The following is a 17,306-nucleotide window of genomic DNA, read 5'->3' on the forward strand; positions in this document are numbered from 1 at the left end:
ATTTCATACGCGGGGGAAAGACTGTGGCCGATATCGTCGGATTGCTTTTGCCGTTTTTCGGCCTGATCTTCATCGGCTACGGCGCGGCGTGCATAACGAAACAGCCGGTCGAGGCGATGGGCTGGCTGAACACCTTCATCATCTATGCGGCGCTTCCGGCGCTGTTTTTCAAGCTGGTGTCGAAAACGCCGGTGGAAGAACTGACGCGCATGGATTTCGTTGCCGCCAGTCTTGCCTGCACCTACGGCATTTTCTTGGCTGTGTTCCTGATCGGCCGGTTCGTGAGAAAGAACAATCTCGCCGAAACGACGATCCAGAGTTTCGCGGCAAGCTACGGCAATATTGGCTATATGGGTCCGGGGCTTGCGCTTCTGGCGCTCGGTGAAAAAGCGGCAGTGCCCGTCGCGCTGATCGTCTGTCTCGAAAACGCCGCCCATTTCATCGTCGCACCGGCGATGATGGCGGTTGCGGGCGGTGATAAGCGCTCTGCAGCAAGGCTTGCGCTGGATGTGGCGCGCAAGGTCATTACTCACCCGTTCATCGTGTCGGTAATCGCCGGTTTTCTAGCCGCTTCGCTTTCATGGCAGCCGCCGGAGGCGGTGCAGCGGCTGGTGGATTATCTGGCGCAATCGGCAGCACCATGCGCTCTGTTCGCCATGGGTGTCACGCTGGCGCTGCGGCCAATGAAGCGGGTGCCGGTCGAAATCAGCTATATCGTACCGGCAAAGCTTATCCTGCATCCGCTCGCCGCTTATCTTGTGCTCTCGTCGCTCGGGCGGTTCGAACCGGTATGGATCTATTCCGCCGTGCTGCTTGCGGGCTTGCCGACCGCGACAAATGTCTTCGTCATCGGTCAGCAATATCACGTCTGGCAGGAGAGGGCGTCGGCGACGATCCTGATCTCGACGGTGCTTTCGGTCTTCACGCTGACGGGCGTGGTTTATTTCATCCAGCCTTTTTGAAGCTGCCGAACAGCAGCGAGGGCAGGGCCTTCAGCCCGCGCCCCGGCTCGATGCCTTCGCGCATGACCATGCTTCTGAGCGTGCCGATGCCGGATAGCACATGCAGACCAGCCGCGCGCGCCATCTGCACCGGCAGTAGATCGGAAAGCAGCGACCGGTTGAGGAGATCGACGCTGAGGGTGCGGGTGTAGACATCCGCCCGCCGCTTGCGGTCGAAGCTGCTGCCGGCATCCGCCGCAATCGGGCGGTCGGAGACGGCGCCGAGCAGTTCGGTGAGGGTGATGATGTCGCGCAGGCTGAGGTTCAGACCCTGTGCGCCGATGGGCGGGAAACCATGTGCAGCCTCGCCGATCAGGGCGACGCGGCCCTTGCCGAAGCGATGCGCGGTCATGGAAGACAGTGGCCATGCCTGCACGCTGTCTTCCACCGTAACGGCGCCGAGCATGGATTGCATGCGCTCCTCCACCCTGAGGCTGAGCGCTTCAAGCGGCAGTGCCGTCAGCTCTTCCGCTTGCGCTGGAGTGACAACCCAGACGAGGCTGGAGCGGTCGCCGGGCAGGGGAACCTGCGTGAAAGGTCCCGTGGGCGTATGGAATTCTGTCGAGACATTGCCGTGCGGCCGGCTATGGCTGAAGTTCAAAACGATGGCCGTCTGCGGATAGGACCAGGATTTGACGCCGATCGCGGCTGCATCCCGCACCATCGACTTCCTGCCATCCGCGCCGATCAGAAAATCTGCGGAGAGCGCTTCACCATCGCCAAGTGTTACCGATACACGGTCGTTGCCGATATCAATCGTCTCGGCGGTGGTTTCGAAGCGGGTAATATTGTGTTCCTGTTCGACCGCTTCTCTAAGCACGCCATGCAGCGCCTCATTGGGAATATTCCAGCCGAATGCATCCAGCCCGATTTCAGAGGAGCGGAACTGCACGGTGGGCGCGCGCAGCAGGCGGTCGGTGCCGTCAATGATCTGCATGGTGGAAAGACGGGCTGCGGCAGGGGCTATGCGCGACCAGAGGCCAAGACGGTCCATGAAGCGGATCGACTGGTCCATCAGCGCCGTCGTGCGCCGGTCCTTCTTTTCGCTGGGGGGCGCAACAAGCGCCACGTGGCGGCCCGCCCGCGCAAGAGCTATGGCCGCAATCTGGCCCGCAAGTCCCGCACCGGTGATGGCGATATCGAAGTGTCTCATGGTCCTGATCCGTTGTTATTTCCAAGGCATCATAAAGGCTTTGCGCGGGTAAATCCACTTTGACCCCGGAACATCCCGGCGTAAACATTCGTTGGTTGTACCGCTATATTAGTCCTAGGATAAGCCAGATCAGCCGGTTGCAAAGCGTGGTGAATGGCCGCATACCGGAATGAACAGGGCGGATGAAAAGCGGGGCGCAGACGCTGACCATGAAAATTTTCAACTACAAGCGTGTTCCCTACGCGGAAATCCGCGCCTTTTCCGTTCATATTTTGACGGCATCCGGGTCGTTTCTAGCTTTTCTTGGCGTCGTCGCCGCTTCCGAACACCGCTTTGTCGACATGTTCTGGTGGCTGGGGCTTGCGCTGCTGGTGGATGGCATTGACGGGCCCATCGCCCGCAAGGTTCGGGTGAAGGAAGTTCTGCCCAACTGGTCCGGCGATACGCTCGACAATATCATCGACTATGTCACCTATGTGCTCTTGCCCGCCTTTGCGCTTTACCAGAGCGGCATGATCGGCGAACCGCTATCCTTCGTTGCGGCTGGCATGATCGTGGTGTCGAGCGCCATCTATTACGCCGACATGGGCATGAAGACGGACGAATATTTCTTCTCCGGCTTTCCGGTGGTGTGGAACATGGTGGTGTTCACGCTGTTCGTCATGGATGCCAGCGCCACAACAGCCATGACTGTTGTTACCGTTTCGGTGTTCCTGACATTCCTGCCGATCAATTTCCTGCATCCGGTGCGCGTGAAGCGATTGCGGCCGCTTAATCTGGCAATCGTGTTCGTCTGGTGCGCGCTTGGCGGTTATGCGTTGCTGATGCATTTCGAAACGCCGTCCTGGGCGGTGATCGGCTTTGTGGCGAGCGGGCTTTATCTCTATTGCATCGGCGGAATATTGCAGTTTTTCCCCGCGCTCGGCGCGAAATAAGAAAAGCGTAAAGCCGTTTATTGCTTGTGCAAATTGCATTTAAGCAACGTCTTTTTCAGTTGTGCGCAGCAGCAAAACAGTTATCAATAAATCATGATCGCGCAGCATTGCATACGTGTTGTAGCCTGATTGGGAACAATGACCACGGTTGCTGAAATGCTTCGAAGAAAGCATGGGTAGCCGGTGTAGAGAGGGAATTCGTGACTGGAACTATGGCGCCGGAGGCCGTGCCTCTCCTGTCCGTTCGCAAGCTGACCAAGCTGTTCGGCAATTTCGCCGCATGCAACGGCATCGACCTCGATATAGCGCCGGGCGAAATCCACGCGCTTCTGGGTGAAAACGGCGCGGGCAAGTCCACGCTCGTCAAGATGCTGTTCGGCGTGCTCTCGCCGAGCGAGGGTGATATCGTCTGGCAGGGTCAGCCGGTTTCCATAGGTTCGCCAAGCGAGGCCCGCAGGCTCGGCATCGGCATGGTCTTCCAGCATTTCTCCCTGTTTGAGGCGTTGACGGTTGCTGAAAACATCGCCCTGTCGCTGGACCCGAAAATTTCATTGAAGGAAATCGCCAAGGAAGCGGAACAGCTTTCGCGCGCCTATGGCCTGCCTCTCGATCCCAATGCGCATGTCGCCGATCTTTCGGTTGGCGAGCGGCAGCGTATCGAGATCGTGCGCGCCCTGTTGCAGAACCCGCGCCTTATCATTCTCGACGAGCCGACCTCGGTTTTGACGCCGCAGGAGGCGGACAAGCTGTTCGAGACGCTGGCGAAGCTGAAGGCCGAAGGCCGTTCGGTGCTTTATATCAGCCACCGGCTGGAAGAGGTGCAGCGTATCTGCGACCGCGCCACCGTTCTGCGCCATGGCAAGGTTACGGGCGCCTGCGATCCGCGCAAGGAAACACCGGCATCTCTGGCGCGCATGATGGTGGGCAGCGATGTCGCAAGCGTTTCGCGACCGACGGGCGACGCCCTCGGTCAACCGCAGATCGAAGTCATGGGGCTTTCCGTTGCGCCACGAACGCCCTTTGCCGTGGCGTTGAAAGCGGTTTCCATGACTGTGCGCGCCGGCGAAGTGTTGGCGATTGCCGGGGTTGCCGGAAACGGGCAGGGCGAGTTGTTCGATGCGCTTTCGGGCGAATATCCCGTCTATAATAATGATGCGATCCATCTCCGCGGCAAGCCGGTCGGTCGCATCGGCATCAATGGCCGGCGGCTGATGGGCGCCGGTTTCGTACCCGAGGAGCGCCACGGCCATGCCGCCGTTCCCGGCATGAGCCTTTCCGACAATCTTCTGCTGGCGCGGGCGCGCTCCGACCGCAAGGCGTTTCTGACGGGCGGTTTCCTGCGCATCGTCAGGGGCTCAGCTATCAAGGCGGCGGCGCGGCGCATATCGGAAACCATGGATGTGCGCAAAAGCGGGGCCGATCCGCTGGCGGGATCGCTGTCGGGCGGCAATCTGCAAAAATTCATCGTCGGGCGCGAACTCGATCGTCAACCGGCCGTGCTTGTTGTCAACCAGCCGACATGGGGTGTGGATGCGGGGGCGGCGAGCCGTATCCGGCAGGCGCTGGTCGATCTCGCCAAAGCCGGCTCGGCCGTCATCGTCATCAGCCAGGACCTCGATGAAATCTTCGAGGTCGCCACCAATATCGCGGTCATTTCCGATGGGCAGCTTTCGCAGGCCTATCCGGTGGAAGACATGACGCTTGAAAAGATCGGCCTGCTGATGGGCGGCGTCCACACACAGTCAGGAGCCGCCCAGCATGCGCATTGAGCTTGAAAAACGGGCAGGGATCTCGAAGCTATTTACCCTTCTCTCGCCGCTTCTGGCACTGGTGCTGACGCTGCTCGTCGGCGCCATCATGTTCGCCATACTCGGTAAAAATCCGCTTGATGCGCTTTACGCCTTTTTCATCGAGCCACTGCTGGAGGTCTGGTCGCTGCATGAGCTGGCGATCAAGGCCGCACCGCTGATCCTGATCGCGGTTGGCCTGTCTATCTGTTATCGCTCCAACAACTGGAACATCGGCGCGGAAGGACAATTCACCATCGGCGCGATCACCGGTTCTATCCTGCCGGTGCTTTATCCGGATTGGCATTCGCCACTCATCCTGCCGTTGATGCTGGTTATGGGCGCCATCGGTGGCGCACTCTATGCCGGTATTCCGGCGCTGTTGAAGACGAAGTTCAACACCAACGAAATCCTCGTCAGCCTCATGCTGGTCTATGTCGCGCAGCTTTTTCTCGACTGGCTGACGCGCGGCATCTGGCGCGATCCGGGCGGCTATAACTTCCCGCAGACGAAACCCTTCAACGAGAGCGCAGTGCTGCCGGAAATGCTGGCATCGGGCCGGGCGCATTGGGGTTTCGTGTTTGCCATCGTGGCGGCCATCGCGCTGTGGTTCATGATGCGTTACATGCTGAAAGGCTTCGAGGTCACGGTTCTTGGCCAATCGGCGCGGGCAGGGCGTTTTGCCGGTTTCTCATCGAGCCGCATGGTCTGGTTTTCGATGCTGCTTTCCGGCGCGCTTGCCGGGCTTGCGGGCATTTCGGAAGCCTCCGGCTCCATCGGCCATCTTCAACCCAGCATTTCTCCGGGTTACGGCTTCACCGCCATCATCGTCGCCTTTCTCGGCCGCCTCAATCCGCTCGGTATCATCCTCTCCGGGCTGGTGCTTGCACTGACCTATCTTGGTGGTGAGGCGGCGCAGCTTTCCATCGGTGTGTCTGACAAGGTGACGCGTGTGTTTCAGGGGCTGATGCTGTTCTTCGTACTCTCCTGCGATACGTTGATCTTTTACCGCATCAGGGTCGTCTTCACCGGCAAGGCGCATAACAGCCAAGGAGCGGCATGATGGATATGCTTCAGGCCATCCTTCTCACGGTCATCACTGCCGCCACACCGCTCGTCCTTGCCGCCTCGGGCGAGCTGGTGGCGGAACGCTCCGGCGTCCTCAATCTCGGCGTCGAGGGCATGATGATCATGGGTGCGGTCTGCGCTTTCGCTGCCGCGCATATGACCGGTTCGCCCTATCTCGGCATTCTGGCCGGTATCGCGTCGGGCGCGGTTTTCTCGCTGCTCTTCGGTTTCCTGACGCTGACGCTCGTTACCAACCAGGTGGCGACGGGACTTGCGCTGACCATTCTCGGTCTTGGCGTTTCCGGCATGCTGGGCGAAAGCTTCGTTGGCCTGCCGGGCGTCAAGCTGCAGCCCATCGTCTTTCCGGTGCTGTCGGAGATACCCTTCATCGGCCCCTTGCTGTTCCGGCAAGACCTGATCTTCTACATGTCCATCGCGCTCGTTGCCGGCATAAGCTGGTTTTTGTTCAAGAGCCGCACGGGTCTCAAGATCCGCGCCATCGGCGACAATCACGGTTCTGCCCATGCGCTTGGCATCAACGTCATCCGCACACGCTATCTGGCTGTCATGTTCGGCGGTGCGTGCGCGGGGCTTGCCGGTGCGCAGCTTTCGTTGGTCTATACGCCGCAATGGGTGGAAAACATGTCGGCCGGGCGTGGCTGGATCGCACTGGCGCTCGTCGTCTTCGCGTCCTGGCGTCCATGGCGGGTGCTGGCAGGCGGTTATCTGTTCGGCGCTGTCACCATCGGGCAGTTGCACGCCCAGGCATTCGGCATTGGCGTGCCGTCGCAACTGCTTTCGGCGCTGCCCTATATCGCAACTATTGTCGTGCTGGTCATCATCTCGCATAATCGCCGCACGACCTTGATCAACACGCCGGCATCACTGGGCAAATCCTTCGTGCCGGACCGGTGAGAAAAACTTCCAGTCTCCAAACCAAACAGGGGTAAAAATGAAAAAACTGGTCATCGCACTTGCTGCTTCCATAGCGGCTCTTGGAGGCGTCGTTTCTTCGGCTGAGGCCGCCGACGCAAAGAAGGTCTGCTTCATCTATGTCGGCAGCCGCACCGATGGCGGCTGGACGCAGGCGCATGAAATCGGTCGCGAAGAGCTGCAGAAGCATTTCGGCGACAAGATCGAAACGCCGTTCCTCGAAAGCGTTCCGGAAGGCCCGGATGCCGAACGCGCCATCGAGCGCATGGCACGTTCCGGCTGTGAGCTGGTCTTCACCACCTCCTTCGGCTTCATGGATGCGACCGTTAAAGTTGCCCAGAAGTTCCCCAAGGTGAAGTTCGAGCACGCTACCGGCTTCAAGACCGCCGAAAACGTCGCGACCTACAATTCGCGTTTCTATGAAGGCCGCTACATTCAGGGCCAGATCGCCGCAAAGATGTCGAAGAAGGGTGTTGCCGGCTACATCGCTTCCTTCCCGATCCCGGAAGTGGTGATGGGCATCGACGCTTTCGTTCTTGGCGCGCAGTCCGTCAATCCTGAATTCAAGGTCAAGGTTGTCTGGGCCAACACCTGGTTCGACCCCGGCAAGGAAGCCGATGCCGCCAAGGCGCTTATCGACCAGGGCGTCGATATCCTGACGCAGCACACCGATACGACTGCTCCGATGCAGGTTGCAGCCGAGCGCGGCATCAAGGCCTTCGGTCAGGCTTCCGATATGATCAAGGCCGGTCCGGAGACGCAGCTGACCGCGATCAAGGACACCTGGGGCGCCTATTACGTCAAGCGCACGCAGGCCCTGCTTGACGGCACGTGGAAGTCCGAATCCATCTGGGACGGCCTGAAGGACGGCATCCTGACCATGGCGCCTTACACCAACATGCCTGATGACGTGAAGAAGATGGCTGAGGAAACCGAAGCCAAGATCAAGTCGGGCGAGTTGCACCCCTTTACCGGTCCGGTGAAGAAGCAGGACGGTTCGGAATGGCTGAAGGCGGGTGAGAAGGCTGAAGACGGCGTTCTGCTCGGCCTCAACTTCTACGTTGCCGGCGTGGACGACAAGTTGCCGCAATAATATGACACGCAGGTACTAGCTGCTAACGGGACCGCGCATGCAATTCATGCGCGGTCTTTGTTATTTTGATGTGTTTTATTGTTCGAACGAAGTTTGGCTTTGCTTTTCACGCGCGTTGATGTTTTTCACTGTATTCTGCGTTGAAAATCGGGCTGCTTTCCTGGATTACACAAGTCAGGCGCGATTTTTACATCTTCAACCGAACGGAAGGACATGGAATTTGCAGCGCGGAATGCTCGATGCGGCGATCGGTTTTCGAAAGTTGCGGACAAATCATGCTCAGGTCGTTCACAAGCTCGGTCTCGATATCGTGTCCGGAGTTTTCAAGACGGGTGACATCCTGCCGGGCGATGCCGAGCTGATGGAGCGGCTGAAAGTCTCTCGAACGGTGCTTCGCGAGGCGATGAAGACGCTGACCGCCAAGGGCATGATCTCCCCCAAGGCGCGCATCGGTACCCGTGTGACGGAGCGCGAAAGCTGGAACATGTTCGACAGCGAGGTGCTGCTCTGGCACTTCGAGGCTGGTGTCAGCGAGGAATTCCTGCTGCATCTCTACGATATCCGCCAGGCGTTCGAACCCTATGGCGCGGGTCTTGCTGCGGCCAGGGCAAAAGACGCCGATATCGCAAGGCTTGTCGCTTACGCCAATGAGATGGGCAACACGGCTTATTCCAAGGAAAAGCGCGCGCTTGCGGATATGAATTTCCACGTTCTCATCACCGAAATGTCCGGCAACCCGTTCATGCGCACCGTCGGTTCGCTGATAAAGGCGGCGCTGGCGGGCATTTTCCGGATGAGCAACCCGGAAGCCGATCCCAACGAGATTTCCGACGTGTCTGCCTCTCACCTGCGACTCGTCGAAGCGTTTCGCCTGCGCGATGAGGGGGCAGCCCGGCGCGAGATGGAAAGGCTGATTGAAAACGGCCGTCAGCAGATACTCGAATTCACGGCCCGTAACTCCCGCCCATAGATCATGCCAGCCTGCCGCTGATCACGTTTGATGAAAATCGGCGTGGAAATTTGGTGGAGATTTGCATGGTTTCTTAAGTGGGGCGCCGTTATAGCAGTGCCGGAAAGAAATCACCCATACGCCCGTCCGCAGTGCTGGCCGGCGTAAAGTCAAACATTGCCCCTGTCCGGGCCGCCTGTGGCCGGTGACGGGGTGTTGGAGGTCTTATGGAGCGCAGCTCTCTAGCCGTTATTCTCGCAGCGGGCGACAGCACGCGCATGAAGTCTTCGAAGTCCAAGGTGCTTCATCCGGTCGCTGGACGCCCGATGATCGGGCATGTGGTGGAGGCTGTTGCTGGAGCGGGCGTCGGCGCGGTGGCGCTGGTGGTCGGGCGCGATGCCGACAATGTCGCTGCTGCGGCAAGTCTCAAGGGCCTGCAGGTCGAGGCTTTCCTGCAAAAGGAACGCAAGGGCACCGGGCATGCGGTTCTTGCCGCACGCGAGGCGATCGAACGCGGTTTTGACGATGTCATCGTCGCTTATGGCGATGTGCCGCTCATCACCTCAGCCACGCTCGACAGGGCGCGCGAGGCGATTGCCGACGGTGCCGATGTCGCCGTTATCGGGTTCCATACCGACCGTCCCACGGGTTATGGGCGGCTTCTGGTCGAGAATGGCGAGCTGGTCGCGATCCGCGAGGAAAAGGACGCCACCGACGAGGAGCGCAAGGTCACCTGGTGCAACAGCGGATTGATGGCCATCAACGGCCGCAATGCGCTGGATCTGCTGGATCGGATTGGCAACAGCAATGTTAAGGGCGAATATTATCTGACTGACATCGTCGAGATCGCCCGTTCTCTCGGCCGCCGCGCCATTGCCATCGATGCGCCGGAAAAGGAATTGACCGGCTGCAACAACCGCGCTGAACTCGCCTTCATCGAGAGGCTCTGGCAGGAGCGCCGCCGTCACGAATTGATGGTCGACGGTGTTTCGATGATCGCGCCTGAGACAGTATTCCTTTCCTTCGATACGAAGATCGGTCAGGATGTCCTGATCGAGCCCAACGTCGTTTTCGGTCCCGGCGTGACGATCGAGCCGGGTGCGATCATTCATGCATTTTCGCATCTGGAAGGGGCCTATCTGGCCGAGGGTGCGGTTGTCGGTCCCTTTGCGCGGTTGCGTCCGGGTGCAAACCTGCACGCCAACGCCAAGGTCGGCAATTTCTGTGAGGTCAAGAAGGCCGAGATCGGCGAGGGCGCAAAGGTCAACCATTTGACCTATATCGGCGATGCTTTCGTGGGTGCAGGCAGCAATATCGGCGCGGGTGCCATCACCTGCAATTATGACGGTTACAACAAGTCCGAAACGCGGATCGGAGCCAACAGCTTCATCGGCTCGAATTCGTCGCTGGTTGCTCCCGTCTCCATTGGAGAGCGGGCCTATATCGCCTCCGGCAGCGTGATTACCGATGACGTGCCTGCCGATGCGCTGGCTTTCGGGCGCGCGCGCCAGGAGGTGAAACCGGGCAGGGCGGTCGCCTTGCGCGAGCGGGCGAAAGCGCTGAAGGAAGCGAAGAAAAAATCCTCTTAGATGACGTTACCGAGCGATACTGAAAGTGACCGGCGGGATAATTGCCGATTTCAGAGAAACGGTTAAAGCATTTCCAGTAAAGGTGCGCAGCGGTTTTACGTCCGGAAATGCATCAGAACAAAAAGGTGGTGTATTTTCGCATTTCAGGGAAAGGCGGAAATACTCTGGAAGTTTCGGTGAAGAGATCGCCGTCTGGAGAAATATATGTGCGGAATTGTCGGAATTGTCGGAACGCAGCCCGTTGCTGAACGGCTTGTCGATGCGCTGAAGCGCCTCGAATATCGCGGTTACGATTCGGCGGGTGTCGCCACCATCGACAATGGCGCGATGGACCGTCGCCGGGCAGAAGGCAAGCTGTTCAATCTGGAAAAGCTGGTCTCTGAAAAGCCGCTGCCAGGTGTCGTCGGCATCGCGCATACGCGCTGGGCGACGCACGGCGTGCCGAACGAAACCAACGCCCACCCGCATTTCGTCGAAGGCGTTGCCGTCGTTCATAACGGCATCATCGAAAACTTCTCCGAATTGCGCGAGGAACTGAGCGCCGAGGGTGCAACCTTCACCACCCAGACCGACACCGAAGTGGTGGCGCAGCTTCTGGCAAAATACACCCGCGAAGGGCTTGGCCATCGCGAGGCGATGCTGAAGATGCTGAACCACGTGACCGGTGCCTATGCGCTGGTGGTGATGTTTCAGGACGATCCCCATACGCTGCTTTCGGCGCGCTCCGGCCCGCCGCTTGCCGTCGGTTACGGCAGGGGCGAGATGTTCCTGGGGTCCGACGCGATCGCGCTTTCGCCTTTCACCAATGAGATCACCTATCTGGTGGATGGCGACTGCGCCATCGTGACCCGTGACGGTGCGGAAATCATCGATTTCTCCGGCAAGCCGGTGAAACGCGAGCGCCAGATTTCGCAGGCGACGGCTTTCGTGGTCGACAAGGGCAACCACCGCCATTTCATGGAAAAGGAAATCTATGAGCAGCCGGAAGTCATTTCCCATGCGCTCAGCCACTATGTGGATTTCGCCTCCAAAACCGTGAAGGATGCCGACACGGCAATCGATTTCGCCAGGCTTTCCGGCCTTGCCATTTCTGCCTGCGGCACGGCCTATCTTTCCGGCCTGATCGGCAAATACTGGTTCGAACGTTACGCGCGCCTGCCGGTGGAAATCGATGTCGCATCGGAATTCCGTTACCGCGAGATTCCGCTCGTTCCCACGCAGGCCGCGCTGTTCATTTCGCAATCGGGCGAAACCGCCGATACGCTGGCGGCCTTGCGTTACTGCCAGCAAGAGGGACTGAAGATCGGCGCAGTGGTCAATACACGTGAATCGACCATGGCGCGCGAATCGGATGCGATCTTTCCGATCCTCGCCGGCCCGGAAATCGGCGTGGCCTCCACCAAGGCCTTCACCTGCCAGCTTGCCGTGCTCGCTTCGCTCGCGGTTGCCGCGGGCAAGGCGCGCGGCACGTTGAAGCCAGGCGAGGAAAAGGAGCTGGTGCAACAGCTTATCGAGATGCCGCGCATCATGAGCAAGGTGCTGAACCTCATCCAGCCGCAGATCGAGGCGCTGTCGCGCGATCTGTCGCGCTTCAAGGATGTACTTTATCTCGGCCGCGGCACCAGCTTCCCGCTGGCGCTGGAAGGCGCACTGAAGCTCAAGGAAATTTCCTATATCCACGCCGAAGGATATGCAGCCGGCGAGCTGAAGCATGGGCCAATCGCACTGATCGACGAGAACATGCCTGTCATCGTCATCGCGCCGCATGACCGCTTCTTTGAAAAGACCGTTTCGAACATGCAGGAAGTGGCCGCGCGCGGCGGCCGCATCATCTTCATCACCGACGAGAAGGGCGCCGCTGCGTCCAAGCTCGACACCATGGCGACGATCACGCTGCCCAATGTCGACGAGCTGATCGCGCCGATGGTCTTCTCGCTGCCGATCCAGCTGCTGGCCTATCACACCGCCGTCTTCATGGGCACGGATGTGGACCAGCCACGCAATCTGGCGAAATCGGTGACGGTGGAATGATCATCCGGCCGGAGCGGCAAGGTGATGAAGAGGCGATTGCTCGCGTTACGGAAGATGCCTTCCGTAACGTCGACTACAGCGACAAGACGGAACATGTGATCGTCGAACGGCTTCGCAAGGCCGGTGCGCTGACTGTTTCTCTGGTTGCCGAGGACAGCGAAGGCATCATCGGCCATATCGGTTTTTCACCGGTAACACTGTCGGGCGGCGAGACCGGCTGGTTCTGTCTTGCGCCCTTATCGGTGGTGCCGGACCGGCAAAGGCAGGGTGTCGGCTCGGGGCTGGTTCGGGAAGGGCTTGCCGCGCTGGACCGTCTGAGTGCTTCTGGCGCAGTTGTCGCTGGCGATCCGGACTATTACGGCCGCTTCGGTTTTCGCCATGTTGAGGGCCTGAGCGGCAAGGGGATTCCTGACGAATATTTCACAGTTCTTCGCTTGCATGGCGGAACTCCATCCGGCATTGTCGGTTTTCATCCGGGTTTCGATAGCGACAACGCTTAATTCCGAACGGTAAATGACCGATATTCCAGTCAAAATTTCATTCGCAGCCCGTCTGCGCAACAGCTTCCTCACGGGCGTCCTCATCCTTGCGCCTGTCACCATCACCATGTGGCTCGTATGGAGCTTCCTGCAATGGGCGGATAGCTGGGTTAAGCCCTATATTCCCGCCCGTTACGATCCCGAGCAATATTTCGATGTGGCGATCCCCGGCTTCGGCCTGCTGATCGCCGTCATCGGCATCACGCTCATCGGCTTTCTCGGCAACAACCTCATTGGCAAATGGATCGTCGGCGTCGGCGAATCCGTTCTCAACCGCATGCCGCTGGTGCGACCGATCTACAAGAGCATCAAGCAGCTGTTCGAATCCGTCCTGAAAGAGCATTCGAACTCTTTCAAGAAGGTCGGCCTGATCGAGTTTCCGTCACCCGGCACCTGGGCGATGGTATTCGTATCCTCGGAGGTCAAGGGAGAGCTTGCCCATCGCTTCAACGAGATGGGCCAGGAGATGGTTGCCGTCTTCCTGCCACCGACTCCGGTGCCGACGGCGGGTTTCCTGCTGTTCGTGCCGAAGGACAAGATCGTGATGCTGGACATGACACCGGAAGACGCGGCGAAACTGCTGATTTCAGGTGGACTGGTGGCTCCGGATTTCACGCCGCCGAAAATGATTGCGCCGGTTTGAGCGTTACAGGAGGCCGCTGATATCTGTTTGCGAAAAGTCGTTGCCGACATAAAGCAAAGGGCAGCCTTCAGCTTTTGCCAGCTCATAGGCAAAACAATCTCCGAAATTCAGCCCGGCGGGGTGGATACCCTTTCCCCAGATGCGATAGGCTTCCGAAATGCCACGGATTGATTTAGCAGTAACGGGTTTGATTTCGACGCTCAGCCCTTCGATCAGCATCTCGAGTTCCCGGCTGCGGCCACGTCTTTGCGCTACGATCACAGCTTCGGCAAGCGTACCGGCGGATATCAGCAATGATTCATCCGTATCGAGAGCCATGGCACATGCATCTGCTGTGGGTTCATCAAGCAGGATTGCAAGCAGAGCAGATGTATCGATGACCATCATTTTGGAAGGCCGTGCTCGTCATAAAGGAAATCCTGACTATGCGCGGCATCCGGGCCATCGTCGCTCTTGGTCGCGACGGCCGCGCGCACTTTATCAAGCACGGCCCTGCGGGATTTTTTATCCGCCACAACAACCACTGGAACCAGCCGCACTGCTGCATGACCATGCCGGGTGAGAATGATTTCGTCCCCGGCCTCGGCGCGTCGTACCAATTCTGTCAGTTGGCCTTTTGCATCAGTTACGGATATCTGCATGGCTAACCTTAAGCGTTAAATCTCGCTTTAGATTAGTCTATTGAATGGACCAAATCAATCCTCGTCATCGAGATCATCCACCTCGGTTCCCGTCGTGGTCGCATGGAACACGGGGACGAAAAGCCGCATGTAGACCAGCCGCACGCTCCAGCCCTGTTCCAGTGCCTCGGTCCATGCCTTCTTGCGGCCGGGCTTTTTGAAGGCCTTGCCGATCGCTTTCTTCTGGCTTTTGGCGAAGGTGTCGGGTTGCAGGATGTTTTGTGGTGAGCAGAGCGCGTAGCCCTTTCTGAAGGCGGGCGGTGGGCGGCGTGGGTCGATCATGTTCATGGCGGTTCACTTTCAGCCGGCGTGCAGGAAGCGGATAGCTTCGTCGCGGCGGTGCAGATAGAGCAGGGTGCGCAGGCTTTCGCCGCGCGGGCCGGTCAGTTCGGGGTCGCGCTCGATGACATAGGCGGCGTCCTTGCGGGCGATTTCCAGGAGGTCGGCATGGGCTTCGAGGCTGGCGATGCGGAAGCCCGGGGTGCCGGACTGGCGGGTGCCGAGGAGTTCGCCTTCGCCGCGCAGCTTCAAATCCTCTTCCGCAATCAGGAAGCCGTCCTCGCTGTCGCGAAGGATGGAAAGTCGGGCGCGGCCGTTTTCGCTAAGCGGCCCCTTGTAGAGCAGGATGCAGGTGGAGGCCTCGTCACCGCGTCCAACCCGGCCACGCAGCTGGTGAAGCTGGGCCAGGCCGAAACGTTCGGCATGTTCGATGACCATGATCGTGGCGTCCGGAACGTCGACACCCACTTCCACCACTGTCGTTGCCACCAGCAGCCGGGTTTCGCCGCTCTTGAAGGCCAACATGGCGGCGTCTTTTTCCGGGCCGCTCATGCGCCCATGGATGAGACCGATATTGGCACCGAGCATCTGCGAGAGAACCGCATGTCGTTCTTCCGCCGACATCAGGTCGGACTCTTCCGTCTCCTCCACCAGCGGGCAGATCCAGTAGGCCTTCTTGCCTTCCTTCAGCGCGGCGCGCAGCCGCTCGACGATATCGCCGATGCGTTCGGTGGGGATCGTCACGGTCTGGATGGGTTTTCGTCCGGCCGGTTTTTCGGTGAGTTTCGACACATCCATGTCGCCGAAGGCGGCCAGCACCAGCGTGCGCGGAATGGGCGTGGCGGTCATAACAAGCATATGCGGCGTGATGCCCTTGGCGGTGAGACGCAGGCGCTGGTGTACGCCGAAACGGTGCTGCTCATCCACCACGGCCAGCACGAGGTTCTTGTAACTCACGCTGTCCTGGAACAGCGCGTGGGTGCCGATGACGATCTGTGCCTCACCGGAGGCCACGCGTTCTTCGATCTCGCGACGCTCCTTGCCCTTGGTGCGGCCGGTCAGCACCTCAACCGTAATGCCCGCGGCATTGGCGAGTTTGGAGATGGTGGCGAAATGCTGCCGGGCAAGAATTTCGGTCGGGGCCATCAACACCGCCTGTCCGCCGGCCTCGACGGCGGTTGCCATAGCAATCAGCGCCACCAGCGTCTTGCCCGCGCCGACATCGCCCTGCAACAGCCGCAACATACGGTCCTCGCTGGCCATATCGGTCAGGATATCTTTCACCGAGGCATTCTGGCTCGGCGTCAGGGAGAAGGGCAGTTGCGACAGGATTTTTGCAGCAATGTCCCCCTTGGCGCGGATCGGCTGGCCCGCGACCTTGCGCAGTCTTTGCCGCACCAGCGCCAGTGACAGCTGCCCGGCCAAGAATTCGTCGTAGGCGAGCCGTCTGCGTGCCGGGGCCTGAGGATCGATATCGGCGCTGTCGCGTGGGTCGTGCAATTCACGGAAGCTCGATGCCACGTCGCCGAACCCCTGACGGGTCTTCAGGGTCTCGTCGATCCATTCGGGAAAGACCGGCAGTTTCGAAAGTCCGCCTTCAATTGCCCGCCGCAGCACCTTCGGAGACAGCCCGGCTGTCATCGGATAAACGGCTTCGACCAGCGGCAGGTTCTCTGCCTCGGAGAGCTTCACCATGAAATCCGGATGCACCATGGAGGCGCGGCCGTTGAACCAGTCCACCTTGCCGCTGACGAGAACCTCTTCATCGACGGGCAAGGCCTTGGAAAGCCAGTCTCCCTTGGCGCGGAAGAAGGTCAGCGCCAGTTCCCCGGTCTCGTCATGCAGGAAAACACGGTAGGGCGCGGAACGATTGCCCGGTGGAGCTGGCTGATGCCGGTCGACACGTCCCTGGATGGTGACAATGGCGCCGGGAGCGGCAAGCGCGATGCCCGGGCGGTTGCGCCGGTCGATGACGTTTGATGGTGCGTGGAACAGAAGATCGATCACGCGGGTGTCGTCGGCATTTTCCCGGCTCAGCAGTTTGGCCAGAAGGTCGGCAAGCTTCGGCCCCACACCGGCAAGGGTGGAGACGGAAGCAAATAGCGGATCGAGAATGGCGGGACGCATGCTCAGCAAAATCGGGGAAGGGGACGCGTTATGCAAGACGTGGCGCCCGACAAAGGCTGTTTATCACCGGCAGATTTTAGCCGCCGTGGCATTATTTCGATAAAAACCGGTTCCAAGCGTTCGCCTCCTGTTCTATAGGAGGGCGCAATCAACATCCTGTTGAATAGCCAACCGAAAGGTGAATGCGATGACTGGACTGGTGCGCACGAGCGCCGACCTCGATCCGAGGCGCAGGCGGATACTTTACCGCTGCTGGCACCGGGGCATTCGCGAGATGGATCTGGTGCTCGGGCAATTTGCGGAAGACAATATTGCCGGGCTTTCCGACGATCAGCTCGACGAGCTGGAAATCATCATGGCGGAAGAGGATAACGACCTCGTCAAGATGGTGACAGGTGCCCTGCCGGTGCCGGAAAAATTCCAGACCCCGTTGTTCGAGAAGATCGCCTCTTACCGTCCCGATTTCGATCTCGTCACAGCCGAAACCCTGAAGGCCTGA

17 protein-coding genes are annotated in these 17,306 nt (G+C 59.4%); 12 read left to right on the forward strand and 5 right to left on the reverse strand.

What is annotated here, in order from left to right:
- Positions 1-23 precede the first annotated feature (23 nt).
- Positions 24-962 (forward strand): AEC family transporter, encoded by a 939-nt coding sequence (locus ACQZ5Y_RS13060; protein WP_174049579.1) that lies wholly within the window; start codon positions 24-26, stop codon positions 960-962.
- On the opposite strand, the gene ACQZ5Y_RS13065 is transcribed toward ACQZ5Y_RS13060, so the two are convergent.
- Positions 946-2,154, reverse strand: coding sequence for a UbiH/UbiF family hydroxylase (locus ACQZ5Y_RS13065; RefSeq protein ID WP_174049578.1), 1,209 nt, complete (start codon positions 2,152-2,154; stop codon positions 946-948). The genes ACQZ5Y_RS13060 and ACQZ5Y_RS13065 overlap by 17 nt on opposite strands.
- Before the next feature lie 209 nt (positions 2,155-2,363).
- Here ACQZ5Y_RS13065 and pcsA point away from each other — a divergent pair, with 209 nt between their 5' ends.
- From pcsA to ACQZ5Y_RS13115, 10 genes are all read left to right on the forward strand, one after another.
- Positions 2,364-3,089 (forward strand): phosphatidylcholine synthase, encoded by a 726-nt coding sequence (gene pcsA, locus ACQZ5Y_RS13070; RefSeq protein ID WP_111790347.1) that lies wholly within the window; start codon positions 2,364-2,366, stop codon positions 3,087-3,089.
- A gap of 212 nt (positions 3,090-3,301) precedes the next feature.
- On the forward strand, positions 3,302-4,858 hold the full coding sequence (locus ACQZ5Y_RS13075; protein WP_003515765.1) for an ABC transporter ATP-binding protein: 1,557 nt from the start codon (positions 3,302-3,304) through the stop codon (positions 4,856-4,858).
- On the forward strand, positions 4,848-5,939 hold the full coding sequence (locus ACQZ5Y_RS13080; protein WP_013636336.1) for an ABC transporter permease: 1,092 nt from the start codon (positions 4,848-4,850) through the stop codon (positions 5,937-5,939). The genes ACQZ5Y_RS13075 and ACQZ5Y_RS13080 overlap by 11 nt, the downstream gene beginning before the upstream one ends.
- Complete coding sequence (locus tag ACQZ5Y_RS13085) at positions 5,939-6,859, forward strand: ABC transporter permease (protein WP_019566110.1); 921 nt, start codon at positions 5,939-5,941, stop codon at positions 6,857-6,859. The genes ACQZ5Y_RS13080 and ACQZ5Y_RS13085 overlap by 1 nt, the downstream gene beginning before the upstream one ends.
- A gap of 37 nt (positions 6,860-6,896) precedes the next feature.
- The gene (locus tag ACQZ5Y_RS13090) at positions 6,897-7,970 is read left to right on the forward strand and encodes a BMP family ABC transporter substrate-binding protein (protein ID WP_174059877.1); all 1,074 of its coding nucleotides are present in this window, start codon (positions 6,897-6,899) and stop codon (positions 7,968-7,970) included.
- 232 nt (positions 7,971-8,202) lie between these two features.
- Entirely contained in the window at positions 8,203-8,940 is a 738-nt protein-coding gene (locus ACQZ5Y_RS13095; protein ID WP_003515757.1) for a FadR/GntR family transcriptional regulator, read from the forward strand.
- 206 nt (positions 8,941-9,146) lie between these two features.
- Positions 9,147-10,508, forward strand: coding sequence for a bifunctional UDP-N-acetylglucosamine diphosphorylase/glucosamine-1-phosphate N-acetyltransferase GlmU (gene glmU / locus ACQZ5Y_RS13100; protein ID WP_003515755.1), 1,362 nt, complete (start codon positions 9,147-9,149; stop codon positions 10,506-10,508).
- Positions 10,509-10,712: 204 nt separating this feature from the next.
- Positions 10,713-12,539: a glutamine--fructose-6-phosphate transaminase (isomerizing) gene (glmS, locus tag ACQZ5Y_RS13105; protein ID WP_025593708.1), complete on the forward strand. Its 1,827-nt coding sequence runs from the start codon at positions 10,713-10,715 to the stop codon at positions 12,537-12,539.
- Complete coding sequence (locus ACQZ5Y_RS13110) at positions 12,536-13,039, forward strand: GNAT family N-acetyltransferase (RefSeq protein ID WP_174049577.1); 504 nt, start codon at positions 12,536-12,538, stop codon at positions 13,037-13,039. Before glmS ends, ACQZ5Y_RS13110 begins: the two co-directional genes overlap by 4 nt.
- 13 nt (positions 13,040-13,052) lie before the next feature.
- Positions 13,053-13,721: a DUF502 domain-containing protein gene (locus ACQZ5Y_RS13115; RefSeq protein ID WP_003515749.1), complete on the forward strand. Its 669-nt coding sequence runs from the start codon at positions 13,053-13,055 to the stop codon at positions 13,719-13,721.
- A 3-nt stretch (positions 13,722-13,724) separates the two neighbouring features.
- On the opposite strand, the gene ACQZ5Y_RS13120 is transcribed toward ACQZ5Y_RS13115, so the two are convergent.
- Genes ACQZ5Y_RS13120 through recG form a run of 4 tightly spaced genes read right to left on the reverse strand, consistent with a single transcriptional unit; the run spans position 13,725 to position 16,807 of the window.
- Entirely contained in the window at positions 13,725-14,108 is a 384-nt protein-coding gene (locus ACQZ5Y_RS13120; protein ID WP_112292232.1) for a type II toxin-antitoxin system VapC family toxin, read from the reverse strand.
- On the reverse strand, positions 14,105-14,362 hold the full coding sequence (locus ACQZ5Y_RS13125) for a type II toxin-antitoxin system Phd/YefM family antitoxin (RefSeq protein ID WP_003515745.1): 258 nt from the start codon (positions 14,360-14,362) through the stop codon (positions 14,105-14,107). The genes ACQZ5Y_RS13120 and ACQZ5Y_RS13125 overlap by 4 nt, the downstream gene beginning before the upstream one ends.
- A 54-nt stretch (positions 14,363-14,416) precedes the next feature.
- Positions 14,417-14,689, reverse strand: a complete 273-nt coding sequence (locus ACQZ5Y_RS13130) for a hypothetical protein (RefSeq protein WP_003515743.1) — start codon at positions 14,687-14,689, stop codon at positions 14,417-14,419.
- Between the two features lie 12 nt (positions 14,690-14,701).
- Positions 14,702-16,807, reverse strand: coding sequence for an ATP-dependent DNA helicase RecG (gene recG / locus ACQZ5Y_RS13135; RefSeq protein WP_174049576.1), 2,106 nt, complete (start codon positions 16,805-16,807; stop codon positions 14,702-14,704).
- Between the two features lie 187 nt (positions 16,808-16,994).
- On the opposite strand from recG, the gene ACQZ5Y_RS13140 reads away from it, so the two are divergent.
- Complete coding sequence (locus tag ACQZ5Y_RS13140; RefSeq protein WP_003515739.1) at positions 16,995-17,306, forward strand: FAD assembly factor SdhE; 312 nt, start codon at positions 16,995-16,997, stop codon at positions 17,304-17,306.

The organism is Agrobacterium sp. A3-95 (assembly GCF_053521785.1).